The 19,485-nt window shown below is 60.9% G+C and carries 21 protein-coding genes; 13 read left to right on the top strand and 8 right to left on the bottom strand.

The window, feature by feature from the left end:
• Positions 1 to 4: 4 nt before the first annotated feature.
• Positions 5 to 1,108, top strand: a complete 1,104-nt coding sequence (locus KGB23_RS15745; RefSeq protein WP_223431744.1) for a sigma-54 interaction domain-containing protein — start codon at positions 5 to 7, stop codon at positions 1,106 to 1,108.
• A 222-nt stretch (positions 1,109 to 1,330) separates the two neighbouring features.
• On the opposite strand, the gene KGB23_RS15740 is transcribed toward KGB23_RS15745, so the two are convergent.
• From KGB23_RS15740 to KGB23_RS15730, 3 genes are all read right to left on the bottom strand, one after another.
• Positions 1,331 to 2,101, bottom strand: a complete 771-nt coding sequence (locus tag KGB23_RS15740; protein WP_223431743.1) for a MetQ/NlpA family ABC transporter substrate-binding protein — start codon at positions 2,099 to 2,101, stop codon at positions 1,331 to 1,333.
• A gap of 75 nt (positions 2,102 to 2,176) precedes the next feature.
• Entirely contained in the window at positions 2,177 to 2,842 is a 666-nt protein-coding gene (locus tag KGB23_RS15735) for a methionine ABC transporter permease (protein WP_033059210.1), read from the bottom strand.
• A gap of 2 nt (positions 2,843 to 2,844) precedes the next feature.
• Positions 2,845 to 4,059 carry an SfnB family sulfur acquisition oxidoreductase gene (locus tag KGB23_RS15730; RefSeq protein ID WP_223431742.1) on the bottom strand — a complete coding sequence of 405 codons (1,215 nt, stop codon included), beginning with the start codon at positions 4,057 to 4,059 and terminating at the stop codon, positions 2,845 to 2,847.
• 268 nt (positions 4,060 to 4,327) lie between these two features.
• Between KGB23_RS15730 and KGB23_RS15725 the strand changes: the two genes are divergently transcribed.
• The 9 genes from KGB23_RS15725 (at position 4,328) to KGB23_RS15685 (ending at position 11,381) form a co-directional block, all read left to right on the top strand.
• Positions 4,328 to 4,786, top strand: coding sequence for a VOC family protein (locus KGB23_RS15725; protein WP_223431741.1), 459 nt, complete (start codon positions 4,328 to 4,330; stop codon positions 4,784 to 4,786).
• A 355-nt stretch (positions 4,787 to 5,141) separates the two neighbouring features.
• The gene (locus KGB23_RS15720; RefSeq protein ID WP_223431740.1) at positions 5,142 to 6,341 is read left to right on the top strand and encodes a PepSY-associated TM helix domain-containing protein; all 1,200 of its coding nucleotides are present in this window, start codon (positions 5,142 to 5,144) and stop codon (positions 6,339 to 6,341) included.
• Positions 6,338 to 6,880, top strand: a complete 543-nt coding sequence (locus KGB23_RS15715; RefSeq protein ID WP_223431739.1) for a thiamine pyrophosphate-binding protein — start codon at positions 6,338 to 6,340, stop codon at positions 6,878 to 6,880. Before KGB23_RS15720 ends, KGB23_RS15715 begins: the two co-directional genes overlap by 4 nt.
• Positions 6,877 to 7,206 carry a hypothetical protein gene (locus KGB23_RS15710; RefSeq protein ID WP_223431738.1) on the top strand — a complete coding sequence of 110 codons (330 nt, stop codon included), beginning with the start codon at positions 6,877 to 6,879 and terminating at the stop codon, positions 7,204 to 7,206. Before KGB23_RS15715 ends, KGB23_RS15710 begins: the two co-directional genes overlap by 4 nt.
• Positions 7,203 to 7,775, top strand: a complete 573-nt coding sequence (locus tag KGB23_RS15705) for a DUF6162 family protein (protein ID WP_223431737.1) — start codon at positions 7,203 to 7,205, stop codon at positions 7,773 to 7,775. Before KGB23_RS15710 ends, KGB23_RS15705 begins: the two co-directional genes overlap by 4 nt.
• A 35-nt stretch (positions 7,776 to 7,810) precedes the next feature.
• Positions 7,811 to 8,737 (top strand): metal ABC transporter substrate-binding protein, encoded by a 927-nt coding sequence (locus KGB23_RS15700; protein ID WP_223431736.1) that lies wholly within the window; start codon positions 7,811 to 7,813, stop codon positions 8,735 to 8,737.
• On the top strand, positions 8,734 to 9,570 hold the full coding sequence (locus KGB23_RS15695; protein ID WP_223431735.1) for a metal ABC transporter ATP-binding protein: 837 nt from the start codon (positions 8,734 to 8,736) through the stop codon (positions 9,568 to 9,570). Before KGB23_RS15700 ends, KGB23_RS15695 begins: the two co-directional genes overlap by 4 nt.
• Positions 9,570 to 10,469 carry a metal ABC transporter permease gene (locus KGB23_RS15690; protein WP_223431734.1) on the top strand — a complete coding sequence of 300 codons (900 nt, stop codon included), beginning with the start codon at positions 9,570 to 9,572 and terminating at the stop codon, positions 10,467 to 10,469. The genes KGB23_RS15695 and KGB23_RS15690 overlap by 1 nt, the downstream gene beginning before the upstream one ends.
• Entirely contained in the window at positions 10,470 to 11,381 is a 912-nt protein-coding gene (locus tag KGB23_RS15685) for a metal ABC transporter substrate-binding protein (protein ID WP_223431733.1), read from the top strand.
• A gap of 65 nt (positions 11,382 to 11,446) precedes the next feature.
• On the opposite strand, the gene KGB23_RS15680 is transcribed toward KGB23_RS15685, so the two are convergent.
• The 5 genes from KGB23_RS15680 to KGB23_RS15660 form a co-directional block, all read right to left on the bottom strand.
• Positions 11,447 to 11,674, bottom strand: coding sequence for an MbtH family protein (locus KGB23_RS15680; RefSeq protein WP_008152757.1), 228 nt, complete (start codon positions 11,672 to 11,674; stop codon positions 11,447 to 11,449).
• An 81-nt stretch (positions 11,675 to 11,755) separates the two neighbouring features.
• Positions 11,756 to 13,168, bottom strand: coding sequence for an aspartate aminotransferase family protein (locus tag KGB23_RS15675; RefSeq protein WP_223431732.1), 1,413 nt, complete (start codon positions 13,166 to 13,168; stop codon positions 11,756 to 11,758).
• 77 nt (positions 13,169 to 13,245) lie between these two features.
• Positions 13,246 to 13,731: a GNAT family N-acetyltransferase gene (locus KGB23_RS15670; RefSeq protein ID WP_223431731.1), complete on the bottom strand. Its 486-nt coding sequence runs from the start codon at positions 13,729 to 13,731 to the stop codon at positions 13,246 to 13,248.
• 131 nt (positions 13,732 to 13,862) lie between these two features.
• On the bottom strand, positions 13,863 to 15,188 hold the full coding sequence (locus KGB23_RS15665; protein ID WP_223431730.1) for an ATP-binding protein: 1,326 nt from the start codon (positions 15,186 to 15,188) through the stop codon (positions 13,863 to 13,865).
• Entirely contained in the window at positions 15,185 to 15,868 is a 684-nt protein-coding gene (locus KGB23_RS15660) for a response regulator (RefSeq protein ID WP_074878741.1), read from the bottom strand. Before KGB23_RS15660 ends, KGB23_RS15665 begins: the two co-directional genes overlap by 4 nt.
• Before the next feature lie 153 nt (positions 15,869 to 16,021).
• Between KGB23_RS15660 and dsbD the strand changes: the two genes are divergently transcribed.
• Genes dsbD through dsbG form a run of 3 tightly spaced genes read left to right on the top strand, consistent with a single transcriptional unit; the run spans position 16,022 to position 19,373 of the window.
• Positions 16,022 to 17,758 (top strand): protein-disulfide reductase DsbD, encoded by a 1,737-nt coding sequence (gene dsbD / locus KGB23_RS15655; RefSeq protein WP_223431729.1) that lies wholly within the window; start codon positions 16,022 to 16,024, stop codon positions 17,756 to 17,758.
• On the top strand, positions 17,758 to 18,624 hold the full coding sequence (locus KGB23_RS15650; protein ID WP_223431728.1) for a TlpA disulfide reductase family protein: 867 nt from the start codon (positions 17,758 to 17,760) through the stop codon (positions 18,622 to 18,624). Before dsbD ends, KGB23_RS15650 begins: the two co-directional genes overlap by 1 nt.
• Positions 18,600 to 19,373: a thiol:disulfide interchange protein DsbG gene (gene dsbG / locus KGB23_RS15645; RefSeq protein ID WP_223431727.1), complete on the top strand. Its 774-nt coding sequence runs from the start codon at positions 18,600 to 18,602 to the stop codon at positions 19,371 to 19,373. Before KGB23_RS15650 ends, dsbG begins: the two co-directional genes overlap by 25 nt.
• The last annotated feature ends 112 nt before the right edge of the window (positions 19,374 to 19,485 follow it).

Here is a 19,485-nt window from a genome sequence, read left to right as displayed (position 1 = left end):
GCCCATGCAACTGCTGACCTTACCGCCCTCGCCCGCCCTGGCCACCTCAATTCGTGCCACGGCGCAGGTGTTCGAAGACCCTAAATCCCAGGCCTTGCTCGCCCACATTCAACAAGTCGCACCGAGTGAAGCCAGCGTGCTGATCATCGGCGAAACCGGCACCGGCAAGGAGCTGGTGGCGCGGCATATCCACAACCTCAGCGCCCGGCGCAACCGGCCATTCGTGGCGGTGAACTGCGGCGCGTTCTCCGAATCCCTGGTGGAGGCCGAGTTGTTCGGCCATGAAAAAGGCGCCTTTACCGGTGCGTTGAGCGCCAAGGCCGGATGGTTCGAAGAGGCCGACGGCGGCACGTTGTTCCTCGATGAAATCGGCGATTTGCCGATGGCGATTCAGGTCAAGTTGTTGCGAGTGTTGCAGGAGCGCGAAGTGGTGCGACTGGGTTCGCGCAAGAGCATCCCCATCAACGTGCGGGTGCTGGCCGCGACCAACGTGCAACTGGAGAAAGCCATCAACGCCGGGCATTTCCGTGAGGATTTGTACTACCGCCTCGACGTGGTCAGCCTGGAGTTGAGCCCGCTGCGCGACCGCCCCGGCGACATCCTGCCGCTGACCCGACACTTCGTCGAAGCCTACAGCCAGCGTCTCGGCTACGGCACCATCACCATCAGCAAAGACGCCGAACTGAAACTGCGCAGCTACAGCTGGCCGGGCAACATCCGCGAGCTGGAAAACGTCATTCACCACACCCTGCTGATCTGCCGAAACGGCGTGATCGAACGCGACGACCTGCGCCTGTCGAACATGCGCATCGAGCGTCAGGATGATTACCACAACAACGTCGACGACTCACCGGAAGCGCTGCTCGATCGGGCCTTTCAAAAGCTCTTCGAAGAACAGGCTGGAGCGCTGCATGAGAAAGTCGAAGACGCTTTACTGCGGGCGGCCTATCGATTCAGCCATTACAACCAGGTGCACACCGCTGCTTTGCTGGGGCTGAGCCGCAACGTAACGCGCACGCGACTGATCAAGATCGGCGAACTGGCGGTGAACAAACGCCGGCCCACGGAAAATCTCCAGGGCGAGCGTGTCATGCAGTTATCGATCTAACCCACCAGATTGCAGTGCAGCTTGTTGTCATGGCTGCGTTCCAGGGGGCGCAGCTGCTGGAGTCGAGTTGATCGCACTCCTGTGGCGAGGGAGCTTGCTCCCGCTCGGCTGCGCAGCAGTCGTAAACCCGGCTCGCACGGTCTGTCTGAAGCACCGCATTTTCCGGTTTTGGGCTGCTTCGCAGCCCACCGGGAGCAAGCTCCCTCGCCACAATTAATTCGCTTAGAACCCTGGCGCAATCTGTCCTTTGTAGCGGGTCAAAATGAACTGCCGAACCTCATCGGAATTCAACGCCTTGGCCAGTTTCTGCAAGCCTGGATCATTGATGTTGTCCGGACGCGCGACCAGAAACTCGATGTACAGACTCTTGCCCTTCTCGACAATCAACGCGCTGTTGGTATCAATCCCCGCTTCCAGTGCGTAGTTGGCGAAGACAAACGCCAGGTCCACCTGGCTCACCGAACGTGCCAGCAGCGCACCTTCCAGTTCACGAATTTTCAGGTGCTTGGTGTTTTCGATGATGTCGCGCTGAGTGGCCAGGGTGTTGCTCGGGTCCTTGAGTTTGATCAGGCCAGCTTCGTGTAACAAAACCAACGCGCGACCAGTGTTCACCGGATCATTGGGGATCGACACCGTGGCGCCATCCTTCAATTCGGCGATGTTTTTGATTTTGGTCGAGTACGCGCCAAACGGTTCGATGTGCACACCGACCACCGGCACCAGATCGGTATGGCGGGTTTTGTTGAAGTCATCGAGAAATGGCCGGTACTGGTAATAGTTGGCGTCGAGGTTCTTCAGGGCCAATTGCTGGTTGGGCTGGATAAAGTCGGTGAAAACCTTGATGTCCAGGTCCACGCCTTCCTTGGCCAGGGTCGGTTTGACGAATTCAAGGATTTCCGCGTGCGGCACCGGAGTGGCGCCGACGATGAGTTTTTCGTTGGCGTGAGCGTTGAACGACAGGACGGCAGCCAGAATGGCCAGGGTCTTTTTCATGCTGTGCTCCTAGGCAGATTGAGTGGCCGTCGTGGGGTGGACGTTGGGCCGATTTTTAAGGGTTAGATCGAGTTTTTATCGTCGGCTGTAGCGCGCCACCAGTCGGTCGCCGGTCATTTGCAGGGCCTGGACCAGGATCAGCAGAAGCACCACGGTGACCACCATTACGTCGGTCTGAAAACGCTGATAGCCGTAGCGGATCGCCAGGTCGCCAAGACCGCCGCCACCGATCACCCCGGCCATTGCCGTGTAATCCACCAGCACAATCGCGGTCACCGTGACCGCCGCCAGCAACCCTCCCCGTGCTTCGGGCAACAAGGTATGGCGGATGATCTGCCACGTGTTGGCGCCCATGGCCTGAGTCGCTTCCACGACCCCGCGATCGACTTCGCGCAAGGCAGTTTCAACCAGGCGCGCGAAGAACGGCGTGCAACCGACGACCAGCGGCGGGATAGTCCCCGGCACACCAAGTGAAGTGCCGACCAACAACGTGGTCAGGGGAATCAGCACGATCAGCAAAATGATGAACGGCAGCGAACGCAGCATGTTCACGATCACCGACAGCACCCGATAAACACCGACCGCTTCATGCAATTGGCGCTTGCCGGTGAGGAACAGCACCACACCCAGCGGCAGGCCCAGCAGCACGGTAAAACCGAGGGCGGCACCGAGCATGCTCAGGGTGTCGAGGCAGGCTTGGGCAATGTCGGCCCAATAGATATTTTTCAGCCACTCAGCCATGGTCACGACCAGTCGTGGCGCGGTGGTTTGACGCCATTGAGCAACCAGTTGCCGACCACGTGGTACTTCCAGCGCACTGGGTCGTGCAGGGTATGGACCCGGGCGTTGCGCCAGTGGCGGTCGAAGTTGTGTTTCCTCAGGGTCGAGCGGGTGCCGCCGAGTTCGAAGAGTTTGTTGCTGGCCTCGATGGCGATTTCGGTGGTCAGCACTTTGGCTTTGGCGACGGCCAATGAAGCTTGCGCGACGTTGTCTTCATCAGGTGCCGAACGTGCGGCATCCAGCGCCCAACCGGCGCGTTCCAGCAAGGCTTCGGCCGCTTCCAGACGAATCTCCAGGCCGCCGACCTGAATGATGGTCAGCGGATCTTCGCTGGCCTTTTCCACACCCGCATCGATCCACGGCCGGGCGAATTGCTGAACGAATGTGATGGTGTCGCGCAGGGCCGCGCGGGCGATGCCGGCGTCAATGGCGGCGGTGGTCAACTGCGCGAACGGTCCTGCCAGGGTGGGTGTTTCATAAGAGCGATACGTCGGGAACAGATTGAACGCCGAGACGTGCAGGTCCTCAGCCAGCACCGTGCCGCTGGAGGTGGTGCGCTGACCGATGCTGTCCCAGTCGTCGACGATCACCAACCCTTTGGTGCCACGCTCGACGAAGGCCAACTGGCCCTTCTGCTCTTCATCCAGCGCCAGCACCGCCAGCCAGTGGGCGTAGAGCGAACCGGTGCAACAACCCTTGCGGCCGTTGATCACATGGCCGTCACCGAAACGGCGGAGGGTCGCCTGAATGTCCTGCACGTTCTTGCCGCCGGTTTCCGACAAGGCATTGGCAAAGCGGTGACCTTGCAGCGCCAGACCGAAGAAGTGCGCTTGCTGTTCAGGTGTGCCTTGCAAGCGAATGTCTTCTAGCAGGCAATAGTGATTTTGCGGGATTTGCCCCAGGGACGGATCGGCCGCCGAGATGATCGCAATGACCTGCGCCAGCACCGCATAGGACACCTGCGCGCCGCCGAACTCTTTCGGCACGCTGATGCCCCACAAGCCGCTGTTGGAATACAGATCGACGATCTCGGCGGGCACTTGGCGGGTGCGATCGCGCTCGGCGTCTTGCTCCAGCAACACCGCGGCAATGCGTTCGGCGACGCGCAAGGCTTCGGCTTCGTTGGCGATCCGATGGGCGGCCGGCGGGTTGATCGGATAAACGGCAGATTCAGGCATACAAGTCTCTCGGTACCAATGTTTACCAGAGGGCATTGCAGCTTCTGTGCCTGACCGTCCGAGCCAATGTTTTCGGGGAGTTCAGCGGTACTTTCGCGACCTCAAGATAACGAGCAAGAGCAATCTGCTGCTTCGCTGTTGATGGCTGAACAGTGGCACTGCTGCTCGTCGGACACTCGGTTGCAGAAAAGAGGCTGACCTATAGTTACTCGGCCGGAAAACGGCACAGGATCTTTCTCGACTGACAACAAAAACAGGGAGAACAGCCATGAGCGTCAAACCCATTCCAGAGGGTTATCACAGCATCACCCCGTATCTGGGCATTCAAAAAGCGGCCGAAGCCATCGAGTTCTACAAGAAAGCCTTTGGCGCCACCGAAGTCATGCGCCTGTCCATGCCCGATGGCGGCATCGGCCACGCCGAACTGCGCATCGGCGATTGCCCAATCATGCTCGGCACGCCTTGCGATCAGGGTCCATTGAGCAATCCGGACAAGTCGCCGTCCGTGGGGCTGCATCTGTATGTGAATGATGTGGACAAGTCTTATAAACAGGCGATTGCGGCTGGCGGCACAGTGGTGTCCGAGGTCAAGGATCAGTTTTATGGCGACCGCTCGGGGACCTTGAAGGATCCCTACGGGCATCTGTGGTTTCTGGCCACGCGCAAGGAAGATCTGACTCAGGAGCAGATCGAGCAGCGGGCGAAGGAGATGTTCAGCCAGGGTTGAACCCAATGATCGTTCCCACAGGGGATCGGCTGTGTACGCAGAATTAATGTTCAACACCGATCCACTGTGGGAGCGGCGGTGCGACGATTCGACTTGCTCGCGAAAGCGGTGTGTCAGTCAAACTGATGTCGATTGACACGACGCCTTCGCGAGCAAGCCCGCTCCCACAGGGTTATGTGCTTACCGGAACACGAAACATTTTCTTTCATATCCCCCTTCGGGATTTTCGATGCTCATCCGTCTTATTTAGATGCAGTCGGCCCGCGTAGGCAAAAGCCACGGCCTGGCCTTTCATGGACCTCATCGCTGGGAAGCCCGCAGCAGAGGCCCGCTCATCGAAACAAGACCTTTAATCATGTCGAAGAAATCCCGTTCAAAACTCTGGTTTCTGGTCCATAGCTGGCTGGCATTGCCGATCTGGTTTTTCGTACTGATCGTCTGCGTGACCGGCACCCTGGCGGTGGTCAGCCAGGAAATCGTCTGGCTGGCCAACCCGCAAATGCGCGCCAGCCAACCTTCGGACGATGCGCCGCTGCTCAGTTATGACCAGATCATCGCCGCCATCAAGAAGGCTGAGCCCAACACTCTGGTTGAGGCCATCAGCCGACCCGATGAATCGCACTTCGCCCTCGATGTGGACGTCACCTATCCCGACGGTCGCTCCGTGACGGTTTACGTCAATCCCTACAGCGGCGTGATTCAGGGCACTGCCCCGCAATTCAATTTCAAGGCGTTTACCCGCGCCCTGCATGGCTGGTGGCTGGTGCCGTTCACCAACGGTTACAGCTGGGGCTGGTACCTGGTGTCACTCCTGAGCTTGCCGCTGCTGGCTTCGTTGGTCACCGGGCTGGTGGTCTACAAGCGTTTCTGGAAAGGTTTCTTGCGCCCGACGTTGCGCATTCGTCACGGTGCACGAATTTTTTGGGGCGACTTTCACCGCCTCAGCGGCATCTGGTCGATCTGGTTTATCGCGGTGATTTCCATCACCAGCACCTGGTTTCTGATTCAGGCGTTCATGTTCGATAACCAGATTTCGATTTCTACCGCGCCGGTGGCTGCCGTGGTTCCGCGTGAAAGTGTCCCGCTGACTGCCGACGGTTCGCCGGCGCCGATGATCAGCCTGGAAACAGCAATCCGCGAAGCCAAGGAACGTATTCCCGGACTGGACGACAGCTTCGTCAGCCTGCCCGCCAATGCCTATAGCTACCTCTCGGTGGGCGGACGCAGTTGGTATCCGCTGATGTTCCAGACCGCCGATATCAACCCGTACACCGGCGACATCGCCGCCACCCGCCTGTTGTCGGACCGTTCCGGCCTGGAGCTGGTGACCGAATCCATGCGTCCTCTGCACACCGGGGATTTCGGCGGCATCTGGATCAAGCTGATCTGGTTCTTCTTCGGTCTGATCCTCAGCATGATGGTCCTCAGCGGCCTGTTGATCTGGACCAAGCGCACCGCCCTGGCCACGGCCAACGCCTTCAAGCGCAGCCATAAACGCCCGCGCAGTCAGACCGCTGCGGCCAACAACCGTGAAACCACGGAGGTCAGCCAATGAGCCTGTTCATCGCTGATAAACCGGCTTCAAAACTGAGCCGTTTCTGGCACAAATGGCGCTTCCACATCAACGTTCTGCTGTTGCTGGTGCCGCTGGGTTTTATGCCCAAGTATTTCGCCGACGCTGCGCTGTTTCGCGGTGACACCGGCCTGGGCGAGCGGGAGATCGGTGAGGTTCAGGTGGGCCCCTGGAGCCTGCGTCTGGCCGAGTTGCGCAACGAAGCACCGACGCTCGATGGTCCGGCCGGCCATATGAAAAGCTTCAACGCGGCGCTGTGTGACGCCTGCCGCGATCAGGTCAAGGCGACGTACCTGCGCATTGGCAAACCGCGCAGCCTGCGCGCTGCCGGGGTGATTTTCTTCGGCACGCCGTACCGCATGGGCGCGATGTTGCCGATCCCCGAGAAGACCAAAGCCGACGCCGAACTGTGGATCACCATGGAAGGCTGGGATGGCGCCATGCATCAGGCCTCCGTCCCCCTGAGCCAGGCATCCCCGGCCACCCTCGCCTGGCTGAACCAACAAGGAGGTAAACCATGATCAACGTTCTACGTCCTCTAAGCGCCACGCTGCTGGTGCTCTGCGCCGGTTTCAGCGCCAGCGCCCTGGCCCACAACCCGATGTGCGAATGCAAAGCCATCGACGCCGAGCAGATCAAATGCACCGGCGGTTTCTCCGACGGCAGCGGCGCGCCGGGGGTGACCCTGGACGTGATCGGTTACGACGAAACCATCCTGGTGCCGGGCAAGCTCGGCGCCGATTCAACCCTGACCTTCAAGAAGCCCGGCGCCGAGTTCTACGTGCTGTTCGACGCAGGTCCCGGTCACGTCGTCGAGATCGACCAAGCCGACATCGAAGCCCCATGAGTACGCCGACTACGCAAATCGTCCGCCCGGCCGGTGCCGGCCATGAAACCCTTTACGTGCTGCTGTTGTGCCTGATGATCCTCGCGGTTGCCGGCTCGGTGGTCGCGTGGCGCGGTGAGTCTCAGGAAGTCAGCAGCGTTGGCAGCCATCAACTGGATGCCCGCCGTGACTTGAGCGCGTCCGAGCAAGGCATCTACGCCGACCTGCGGGTGACGCTCGACGAAATTCATCTGCTGCGTCAGGAGCAACAGGCGCTACCCGCCCCCGCCGCCCTCGCCGATGAAGGTTTTGCACCGTTCGCCCAGGACGCCAGTTCCGTCAGCCGTGGCGGTCATGCCTGGCAATTGCTCGACGCCAAGGCTTACTTCGGCCAGAGCCAGACGCCCACCGTGGCGGGTTCGTTTCTGATGCGTTTGACCGCTGACGACGATGCGCCGGACGTCTGGCTCAACCGCGGCAACGCCCTCGCGGCCCCGACCAACCTCACCGACGCCGCGCTGGAAAGCGCCGGCTGGCAGCAGATCGTCGCGCAATTCGATGCCGGCGTGACCCGCCAGCACCGGCACTGAACCCTCGCCTTCACCCGAGAGAAGACCGCTTTCCCATGCCTATTTCATCTCAACATTCTTTCTTGCGCCTGATGTTGGTCGGCTTACTGGCTTGTCTGCTGACCCCGCTGGCCAGTGCTGACGAGGCCAAGCGCCTGCGCATCGGCATCACCCTGCACCCTTATTACAGTTACGTGGCGAACATCGTCGGTGACAAGGCCGAGGTGGTGCCGCTGATTCCGGCCGGTTTCAACCCGCATGCCTACGAGCCGCGCGCCGAAGACATCAAGCGCATCAGCGGTCTGGACGTGGTCGTGCTGAACGGTGTCGGCCATGACGACTTCGCCGACCGCATGATCGCCGCCAGCGAAACCCCAAACGTCCCAGTGATCGAAGCCAACGAAAACGTGCCGTTGCTGGCCGCTACCGGCGTCGCCGCTCGTGGCGCCGGCAAGGTCGTAAACCCGCACACGTTCCTGTCGATCAGCGCCTCGATTGCCCAGGTCAACAACATCGCCCGGGAACTGGGCAAGCTCGACCCGGCCAATGCCAAGACCTACACCCAGAACGCCCGCGCCTACGGCAAACGCCTGCGGCAGATGCGCGCTGATGCCCTGGCGAAACTGACCCAGGCACCGAACGCCGAACTGCGAGTGGCCACGGTTCACGCGGCGTACGACTATTTGCTGCGTGAATTCGGCCTGGAAGTGACGGCCGTAGTCGAACCGGCCCACGGCATCGAACCGAGCCCGAGCCAGCTGAAAAAGACCATCGATCAACTGCGGGAACTGGACGTGAAAGTGATCTTCTCGGAGATGGATTTCCCGTCCACCTACGTCGAGACCATTCAGCGTGAATCCGGGGTGAAGCTGTACCCGCTGTCGCACATTTCCTATGGTGAGTACACCGCCGACAAGTATGAAAAGGAAATGACCGGCAACCTCAACACCGTGGTCCGGGCGATTCAGGAGTCCGGCAAATGACCGCTAAAGAAACCATCAGCGAATCCCCTGTGGGAGCGGGCTTGCTCGCGAAGAGGGAGTGTCAGTCGACCTCAACGTTGACTGACCCACCGCTTTCGCGAGCAAGCCCGCTCCCACAGGTTTCGGGGCCGACCTTGGATTTTGCGGAGGTCAGCCTGACCCTCGGCCGCACGACGATCCTCGACAACGTCACTTTTCAGGTCCAGCCCGGCAGCGTGCATGCGCTGGTCGGTCCCAACGGTGGCGGCAAGAGTTCGCTGATCAAGACCTTGCTCGGGCAGATGCCGCATCAGGGTCGCCTGAGTCTGCAATGGCCCGGCCCACCCGGAACCATCGGCTACGTGCCTCAAGCCCTGGAATTCGATCGGGGTTTGCCGATGACCGTCGACGATTTCATGGCCGCGATGTGCCAGCGGCGTCCGGCGTTTCTCGGTTTGAGCAAGCACTACGCCGCAGCGATTGGCGAAGCCCTGGAACGGGTCGGCATGCAGGACAAACGCAAGCGGCGCATGGGCGCGTTGTCCGGCGGTGAGCGTCAGCGTGTGTTGCTGGCTCAAGGGTTGATTCCGGCGCCGCAGTTGCTGGTGTTGGATGAACCGATGTCAGCTTTGGATGAGGCGGGAATTCAGGTGTTCGAACGGCTGCTTGGCGACTGGCGCCAGAGCGGCATCACCGTGCTGTGGATCGAGCATCATCTGGAAGCCGTGGGTCGTCTGGCGGATCGCGTCACCGGGCTCAATCGCCGGGTGCTGTTCGATGCCACGCCGAAACAGGCGCTGACCCCGGAACGCCTGCTGACCCTGTTCTCGACCCATCCACGGAGCGCTGCCTGATGAGTTACGAAGCCTTTCGTTTGATGGTCCAGGGTTGGGCCTCGTCAGGTTATCTGCCTGAGGCGCTGGCCTATGGATTTGTGGTCAATGCGTTGCTCGCCGGTTTGCTGATCGGCCCGGTGCTGGGCGGTTTGGGTACGTTGGTGGTGGTCAAGCGTTTCGCGTTTTTCTCCGAAGCGGTGGGCCACGCGGCGCTGACCGGCGTGGCCATCGGCATTCTGCTGGGCGAACCGTACACCGGGCCTTACGGCAGCCTGTTCGGCTACTGCTTGTTGTTCGGCGTTTTGCTGAACTACCTGCGCAACCGCACGGGTCTGGCGCCGGATACGTTGATCGGTGTGTTTCTGTCGGTGTCGTTGGCGCTGGGTGCCAGTCTGCTGCTGATTCTGGCGGGCAAGATCAACGTGCACATCCTCGAAAACGTGTTGTTCGGTTCGGTACTGACCGTCAACGGCAATGACCTGCTGGTGTTGGCCATCGTCGGTTCGCTGGTCATGGCGCTGGCCTTGCCGCTGTACAACCGCATCATGCTGGCCAGTTTCAATCCGCAACTGGCGGCGGTCCGTGGTGTGGCGGTGAAGACGCTGGATTATCTGTTTGTGATTCTGGTGACCCTGATCACCGTGGCGGCGGTGAAAGTCATCGGCGCGATTCTGGTCGGTGCCCTGTTGGTGATTCCGGCAGCGGCGGCGCGATTGCTGAGTCAGTCGCTGAAGGGCTTCTTCTGGTGTTCGGTGCTGATCGCCACGGTCAGCACGCTGTGCGGGATTCTCGCGCCGATTGTATTCGACCTGCCTATCCCGTCCGGCGCCGCGATCATTCTGGTGGCCGGTATCGCCTTCGCTCTCGCCGCCATTGCGCGTGGCGTTGTCCCCAGCCTGAAAGGGAATCTCGGATAAATGTCCTTCTCTCTGCGTCAACTGACCCTGGCCGCAGCCCTGTGCGGACTGGTCAACACAACCTTTGCAGCTGACAGCGCCAAACCGCTGCGCGTGCTGGCGTCCTTGCCGATCACTTATGGTCTGGGCGAAGTCTTGCTCAAAGGCACCGACGTCAACCTTGAACGTGCCGCGCCGGCGAACCTGCCCGGTAGCCGGCAGACCGCGTACTTCACAGGTCGTGGCGCTCCGGCGCTGGCCAAACTGGCGACCGACGCCGATGCGGTGATTGGTCTGCGTTCGCTGTGGGCGGATGATCCGCTATACCCGATTTCCCGGCGTAGCAACATCCGCATCGTCGAGGTCGACGCCGCCCGCCCGGTGGACGGCGCCCTGCCCGGCATCGCCGTGCAGCCTGGCAACAAGGTTGATGGGTTGAACAGTCAGCCGTGGTTTTCCAGCAACAATATGGGGCGGATGGCGGACGTGATGGCGGCGGACCTGGTGCGTCTGGCGCCCGAGGCCAAGCCGAAGATCGAGGCTAACCTGGCGGCGCTCAAACAGCGCTTGCTCAAGTTCAGCGCCGACAGCGAAGCGCGGCTGGCCAGTGCCGACAACCTCAGCGTGATGAGCCTGAGTGATCACTTTGGCTATCTGATTGGCGGCCTCAATCTGGAGCTGATTGGCCTCGATGCGCGGCCGGATGCCGAGTGGACACCTGAAGCGCTCAAACAATTGGGCGAGACGCTCAAGGACAATGAGGTGGCGGTGGTGTTTCATCATCGACAGCCGTCGGAGGCGGTGAAAGCGGTGATTGCCGAGGCCGGGAGTCGGTTGGTGGTGTTGAGTGTGGATGCGGCGGATCCGGTGGCTGAGCTGGAAGGGAATGTGGATTTGCTGATCAAGGGGTTGAGCGGCAAGCCATCGGCCTAAGATCAACACCAATAAAAAGCCCGCTGACCAATATCGGTTCAGCGGGCTTATTTTTGCGCTGTGACTCAGTGAGCGACAGCTGCCTGTTCTTCCATTTTCTGGCGCAAGCTCAGCGGACGCATGTCAGTCCAGGTTTCTTCGATGTAAGCCAGGCATTCCTTTTTCAGGCCGCTTTTGCCCACGGTGCGCCAGCCTGCTGGCACGGCTTTGTAGTCGGGCCAGATCGAGTACTGCTCTTCGTGGTTGACCACGACCTGAAAGAGGATGTCCTCGCGGTCGAATACTGAAGTCATGGTGTTTCTCCATCGCTGTAGGGGGGGCTGCACTGCGTGCGCAGCCGTCATGTAGAAGGAACGTGTCAGAGGCTGAAAAATTTAGAGGCTGGCGGTGGCAGCAGCCATGGCCCGGCCGAAAATCTCGGCTACCCGATCGATTTCTGCGGCAGTGATCACCAGCGGCGGCAGGAAACGCACCACGCCGCCATGACGGCCGCCCAGTTCAAGAATCAAGCCGCGCTTGAGGCATTCACGCTGCACCAGCGGCGCCAGACGACCGAAGATCGGTGGATGCCCCAAGGCATCCGGCTCGCCCGTTGGATCGACCAGCTCAACACCCAGCATCAAGCCACGACCGCGAATATCACCCAGTTGCGGGAAGTCCCGTTGCAGGATGCGCAGGTGTTCGCTCAAGCGTTCGCCCATGGCGGCAGCGTGCTCGCAGACCTTGTGTTCGGTCAGGTAACGCATCACCGCAGAACCTGCGGCCATCGCCATTTGATTGCCACGGAAGGTCCCGGCATGGGCGCCCGGCAGCCAGGTGTCGAGCCAGTCACGGTAAACCACCACTGCCAGTGGCAAACTGCCGCCGATGGCTTTGGACATGACCACCACATCCGGGATGATCCCGGCGTGTTCGAAGGCGAACATCTTACCGGTGCGGGCAAAACCGCTCTGAATCTCGTCGACGATCAGCGCCACGCCGGCCTTTTCGGTAATCCGCCGCAGGCCGCGCAGCCAGTCGAGATCGGCCGGGATCACCCCACCCTCGCCCTGCACCACTTCAACGATCACCGCGGCTGGCAATTGCACGCCACCCTCGGGATCATTGAGCAGGTTTTCCAGGTAATTCAGGTTGACCTGCACGCCTTGCGCGCCGCCGAGCCCGAACGGACAGCGGTAATCGTAGGGATACGGCATGAACTGCACGCCGCTGCTGAGCAAGGCACCCAAGGGTTTTTTCGGCCCCAGACTGCCCATCAGGCTCAGCGCGCCCTGGCTCATGCCGTGATAACCGCCCTGGAACGACAACACGGTGCTGCGCCCGGTGGCGGTGCGCACCAGTTTCAGCGCGGCTTCCACCGCGTCGGTGCCGGTCGGGCCACAGAACTGGATCTTGGCTTCAGCGGCCAATGCCGGCGGCAGCAGACCAAACAGGTCCTGAACGAACTGATCCTTGACCGGGGTGGTCAGGTCGAGGGTGTGCAACGGCAATTCATCCGTCAGCACTTGCTGGATCGCTTCGATCACCACCGGATGGTTGTGCCCAAGGGCCAACGTCCCTGCACCGGCCAGGCAGTCGATGAAACGGCGGCCTTCGACGTCTTCGACATAAATGCCCTTGGCCCGTTTGAGGGCCAGGGGAATGCGTCGCGGGTAGCTGCGGGCATTCGATTCCTGCTGGTTCTGACGGGTCAGCAGCGGCGATTCGTTGAACTGATAAAGCGTCTCGGTCGGCGCCGGAGTGATCCGGGCCGACTGATCTTCCATAAGGCTGGTAGCGACTGACATCTCTCGACCCCTCAATAAGGTTTTCCTGTTCTGGAAACGCATCAGGGCGCCGAGGATTTAGACCCTCGATCAGCTTTCTATGAAGGGGGTGGCAGCGCTTTGTGCATGGGAATCGCGTGGAGCCCGGCTACGGCGAAGGTTTCGGCGCAAGGCCGGTAACCCAGATGACGGTAAAACGCTTCACTGGTGCGGGTACTGTTGAGTCGTGCCTGGCGCAACCCCTGATCGGTCAACCAGCCTTCGAGGTCGCGCACCAGCGCTTGCCCGGCCCCGCGACGAAACCATTCCGGTTGCACGTAACAAAACGCGACCTTGCCGCTAATTGCGGCCATCGCGACGCCGACCGGTTTGTCCTGCAACAGGGCGATGTTCAGGTACAACCGCTCGTCGGTCAGCCACGGCTGCACGTGTTCGATGGTTTTGTTGTGGGTCCAGGTGGCGACGGTGAGCGGATCGTTGCGATGATCGAGCGCGCAACCCACGCGGATGGATCGCTCGACGATCCGGCTGATGATGCCGGCGTCGGCGGGGGTTGCCTTGCAAATGTACAGGGGTGCATCCATGGCGCTGTTACCTCAATCCATTGAGAAAAAGCTGCCGGGGACGATAGCGCTGGTGACGGCTAGAATGCCAATGGAGAGGAGTTACATTTGATGTGCAACACAGAACCTCCTACAGGGATCGGTTGTGGTTGTTAGATTGGTTGCAAGGGCATGGTCAACTCAACCCGCAACCCATCAGGTTGGCTGTCGAAATGCAACGTACAGCCGCAGCGCTGGACGATTGCCTGAACAATCGCCAGACCCAGGCCGCAGCCGGTGCTCTGGCCGTTGCGCCAGAAGCGTTGGGTCAGGTGTTGCAGATCGTCTTCCGCAATCCCCGGGCCGTGGTCGCGGACCAAAAAGCGCACGCAACTGCCAGTGGTTTCCAGGCTCAGCTCCACCGCTCCTTCGCCAGGGGTATGACGCAGGGCGTTGTCCAACAGGTTGCGCAACGCCGCAATCGACAAAACTGCTGGCATTTGCACCGGTGCAGCGGAGAATTTGCTCGGCATCTGCAGCTTGATCCGCTGACGATCCCCGCTGGCGGCGTCCTGAATCGCCAGTTTCGCCACCTGCTCGGCGCTGCATTGCACGCCGTCATCGAACGACAGACTGCCCTCGACCCGCGCCAGCAACAGCAGTTGTTCAAGGGTTCGGTGCAGGCGATCGGCGCCCTCTTCGGCCCGGGCCAGGGATTGATCCCGGGCCGCGCCGTCGGTCATGCGCGCCACTTGCAGGTGGGTCTTGATCGCCGTCAGCGGGCTGCGCAGCTCGTGGGCGGCGTCACCGGTCAGACGGCGTTCCCGCTCGATGGTCTTGCCAATCCGTTGGAACAGCTGATTCTGGGTGTCCAGCAACGGTTGCAGTTCGCTGGGCAGCGGCTGGATCTGCAGCGGTTCCAGAGAGTCGGCGCTGCGGCGCATCAAGGCATCGCGCATGCGGTTGAGTGGTGCCAGCCCCTGGCCGATTCCCAGCCAAAGCAGGCACAGGCAACCGAGCAAGGCCACGCCCACCGGCACCGAAGCCGCCAGCAGGATCGACATGTTCAAGGCCTCACGCTCGATCTGCCGGTCGGCGGTGGTGATACGCACGTCGCCGCGGGCCAGGGTGAAACTGCGCCACGGTGCACCGTCGATCATCTGGTCGTGGAAGCCCATTTTCTCGGCTTCCAGGGTTTGTTGCGGATCGGTGTGACTGCGGGCGAGGATTTCGCCGCGCAATGAACTGACCTGGCAGGCCATGCCGCCGGGGAGGTTCAGTTGTTCAGCGCTGAAATGGGTACCCTCGCCTTTGCTCGGCAATGGCGGCAATTGCTCCATCAGGCCGGCGACCATGCGTGCCGACGCTACAAGCCGCTGGTCGAGGGAAAACATCATCTGATTGCGCAGGTCGCTGAGCATCCAGGCCGCAGCCAAGGCCCAGATCAGGGCAAAAGCGGCGCCGAGTGTCAGGCTCAGGCGCAAACGCAGGCTCATCACTTTTTCAATTCCTCTGCGCCATCGGCCGGCCCCAGGCGATAGCCCAGACCGCGCACCGTCTCGACAATGCCATTGCCGAGTTTGCGCCGCAGGTGATGGATATGCACATTGAGAGCGTTGCTTTCCAGCTCATCGTTAAAACCATAAACGCTGTCTTTCAGTTGCTCGGTGGACAGCACCCGTCCCCGATTATGCAGCAAGGCCTGCAACAGCGACTGCTCACGACGGGAAAGGTCCACCGGCTGGCCGCCGAGCATGGTTTCGCGACTGCTTGGGTCGTAAGTCAGACGGCCATGTTCGATCAGGTTGACGCTGCGCCCCGCCACTCGTCGCAACAAGGTGTGCAGGCGCGCGGCCAGTTCGCGCAGGTCGAAAGGCTTGAGCAAGTAATCGTCAGCGCCAGCCTGCAAGCCATCAACACGGTCGGTGACTGAATCCCGGGCGGTGAGGATCAACACCGGGATTTCCAGACCGCTGTGCCGCAACTGCTGCAGCAGCTTCAAACCGTCCTCATCGGGCAGACCGAGGTCGAGCACCATCACATCGAACTCGGCGACCTTGAGCATCGCCCGGGCAGACGATGCGGTGGCGACATGTTCTACCGTCAGGCCCTGAGCGGTGAGGCCGGCGACAATGCCGCTGGCGATCAACTCGTCGTCTTCGCAAACCAGTACGTGCATGGTGAGACCTGTTGAAAAAAGGTGATTAGGCCGGTGGCCGATTAAGCGGACATTATGCCGCAAGCGCCATTGCCACAAGACCACTGTGGTTAATCATCGGTTAATCGCCGCCTCCCATTCTGCACCTCACTTGCACAGGGCTAAGGCTTACCCATGCGTCGACTGTTTTTATTTTTTGTTCTCTTGATCTCGGGTGCGGCCCAGGCAGGGACTGATCCGTTCGCGACCAAACCCGAATTTTTGCCCGTGGAAAAGGCATTCGTTTTCACTTCCGAACGCCTTGAGTCCGGTGAAACCCAGCTCTATTGGCAGATCGCCGACGGTTATTACCTTTATCAGAAACGCCTGAAATTCGATGGCTTGCCCGCTGAGCACCATCCAGTACTACCTGAAGGCGAAGCGCACAGCGATGAGTTCTTCGGCGAACAGCAGGTCTATCGTCAGGGTCTGGAACTGAAGATCCCGGCAGGTGCCACGGGTCAAATCAAAGTGGGCTTCCAGGGCTGTGCCGATGCAGGGTTGTGTTACCCGCCGCAAACGCAGGTCGTGGATCTGGGCGGCAACGCGGCCACTTCTGCGACAAACGAGGCGCCGGATCAAGCCTTGGCCAGCGGATTGCAACAGCGCGGTTTGGGCTGGAGCTTGCTGGTGTTCTTTGGCTTGGGCCTATTACTCGCTTTCACCCCTTGCTCGTTGCCCATGCTGCCGATTCTCGCCGGTTTGATCGTCGGCAGTGGCGCCACGCCCAAGCGCGGCTTCGCCTTGGCCACCAGTTACGTCGTGAGCATGGCGCTGGTGTATGCGGCGATGGGCGTGCTGGCCGCGCTGCTCGGGGCGAATCTGCAGGCGTTGTTGCAGAACCCTTGGTTGCTGGGCAGTTTCGCGGCTGTGTTTGTGTTGCTGGCGTTGCCGATGTTCGGTTTCTTCGAGTTGCAACTGCCGGTGGCCGTGCGTGATCGATTGGAAAACGTCTCGCGCAATCAGCGCGGCGGCAGCCTGTTCGGCGCCGGTGTGTTGGGGGCCTTGTCCGGTTTGCTGGTGGGTCCGTGCATGACTGCCCCGCTGGCGGGCGCCTTGCTCTACATCGCTCAAAGCGGCAATGCGCTGCATGGCGGGCTGATTCTGTTCACCATGGGCATCGGCATCGGTGTGCCGCTGCTGTTGTTGGTCACCGTCGGCAATCGATTCCTGCCCAAACCCGGCGCCTGGATGAACCTGCTTAAGGGCATATTCGGCTTCCTGTTCCTCGCCACCGCGTTGTTGATGCTGCGCCCGGTGCTGGATGAATCACTGTGGATTGGTTTGTGCGGTGCGTTGCTGCTGATTGCCGCGTACAGCGCCTGGAAGCAGTCGGAAGGTTTCAGTCGCGTCGCCCATGTGTTCGGCGCCAGCTCACTATTGCTGGGTGTGTGGGGCAGCCTGCTGCTAATCGGTGCTGCCGGTGGCAGTGATGACTTGGTGAAGCCTTTGCAGGTCTACAGCGCTTCAAACTCGAGCAGCGCCGCAAACCCGGTCGGCCACGACGCATTCACCACGATCAAGGACCCGGCAGCTCTGCAACGGGAGCTCGACGCGGCACAGACTCAGGGCCAATGGGTGCTGCTGGACTACTACGCCGACTGGTGCGTGTCGTGCAAGGTCATGGAAAAACAGGTGTTCGGCAAAGCCCACGTACTGCAAGCCTTGAGCGATGTGCGCTTGCTACGGCTGGACGTCACCGCCGACAATGCCGCCAGCCGCGAACTGCTCGGCCGTTATAAAGTGCCGGGGCCACCGAGCCTGCTGTGGATCGGCGCCGACGGCATCGAGCGTCGCAGCCAGCGCATCACCGGCGAAGTCGATGCCGACACTTTCCTGCAACGCTGGACCACCACCCGAGACGCCCGTTAATGCTGACCTTTACCCTCGGCACTTTTGCCATCGCGCTCAATCACCTGCTGCTGATCAGTGCCCTGGCGCTGGCGACTTTCGTCGGCTGGCGGGTGGCCAAGCGCGGCGGCGAGAATCCGGAGTCGGTGCTGTTCAGCCTGTTCCTGCTGGGCATGCTTGCCGCCCGGGTCAGTTTCGTGGCCGTTTACTGGGCCCATTATCGCGATGACCCCTGGCAGATCATCGACCTGCGCGACAGCGGTTTCCTCGCCTGGCCCGGTGTGATCGTGCTGCTGCTGGCCGCGTTGTATCGAGGCTGGCGTCGCCCGGGCTTGCGCCGCCCGTTGGGCTTTGGCGTGGCCAGCGGTCTGGCGTTCTGGCTGCTGGCGACCTTCTCCCTGACGATTTACGAACAAGGCACACGCCTGCCGGAAATCACCCTGCGCAATGCCGCCGGTGAAGCCGTGCAACTGGCCGATTACAAGGGCGGCCCATTGGTGATCAATCTCTGGGCCACCTGGTGTCCGCCGTGCCGTCGGGAAATGCCGGTTCTGGAAAACGCCCAGCAACACCGCCCGGACTTGACGTTCCTGTTCGTCAATCAGGCTGAAAGCATGCAAAGCGTCAGTACTTTTCTGGAAACCCAGGGCCTGAGCCTGTCCAACGTACTGTTCGACGGCAGTGGCCGATTGGGTCAGGCCGTCGGCTCCATGGCGTTGCCGACTACGCTGTTCTATAGCCCCGACGGTCGCCTGCTGGGCAGCCATCTGGGTGAGCTGTCGGAAGCCAGCCTGGCCCGCGCCCTGGAAAACTTCGACACCCCGAATCCTGCCGTACCGGCCACCTCTTCAAGGAAATTGCCATGCCCCGCCTCCGCCACCTGCTGACGTTGACCCTGGGCGCCGCCCTGCTGCATCTACCGTCGGTGCAGGCCGCCGAAGAATTGCCCGAAGCGATCAAGAAAATCGAAGCCAAGGGCGCAAAAATCGTCGGCCAATTCGACGCACCCGACGGCTTGCGCGGTTATGCGGCGCAGTACCAGAACCGTGGCATGGCGTTGTACCTGACCCCGGATGGCAAGCATGTGCTGCTCGGCAATCTGTACGACGCCGACGGCAACGACCTGAGCAGCGCGCCGTTGCAGAAGCTGGTTTACGCACCGATGGCCAAGGAAGTCTGGGGCAAGATGGAAGCCAGCAACTGGATCGGCGACGGGAAGAAAGATGCGCCGCGGATCGTGTACCTGTTCAGCGATCCGAACTGCCCTTATTGCAACGTGTTCTGGGAACAGGCACGGCCATGGGTCAAGGTGGGCAAGGTGCAGTTGCGGCACATCATGGTCGGCATCATTCGCGAAGACAGTCCGGGGAAATCGGCTGCACTGCTGGCCGCCAAGGATCCGCAGAAAGCGCTGGAAAACCATGAAAAGTCAGGCAAGAACAGCTCGCTAAAAGCCCTGAAAAACGTGCCCCCGGAGATTCAGGCGAAACTGGCGGCCAACATGCAGTTGATGGAAGACCTGGAGCTGCAGGCCACCCCGGCGATTTTCTACATGGACGACAAGGGCGAGCTGCAACAACAGCAAGGCGCGCCGTCGCCGGACAAATTAGTGCAAATTCTCGGGCCACGCACATAACATACCAACTTATAACCGAGTAATCATCCTGCCCGCTGGCCGCTCAAGCAGGGGGCAGTTATTTCCCCAATCGTCTTCGCTGCAACTTTAACATCCCGTAGCACCCCCGACG

Source organism: Pseudomonas sp. GL-B-26, from assembly GCF_019947405.1.
In the GTDB taxonomy this organism is placed as follows: Bacteria; Pseudomonadota; Gammaproteobacteria; order Pseudomonadales; family Pseudomonadaceae; genus Aquipseudomonas.
Note: the sequence above shows the minus strand (reverse complement) of the source record. Positions and strands in the feature narration are given on the sequence as shown.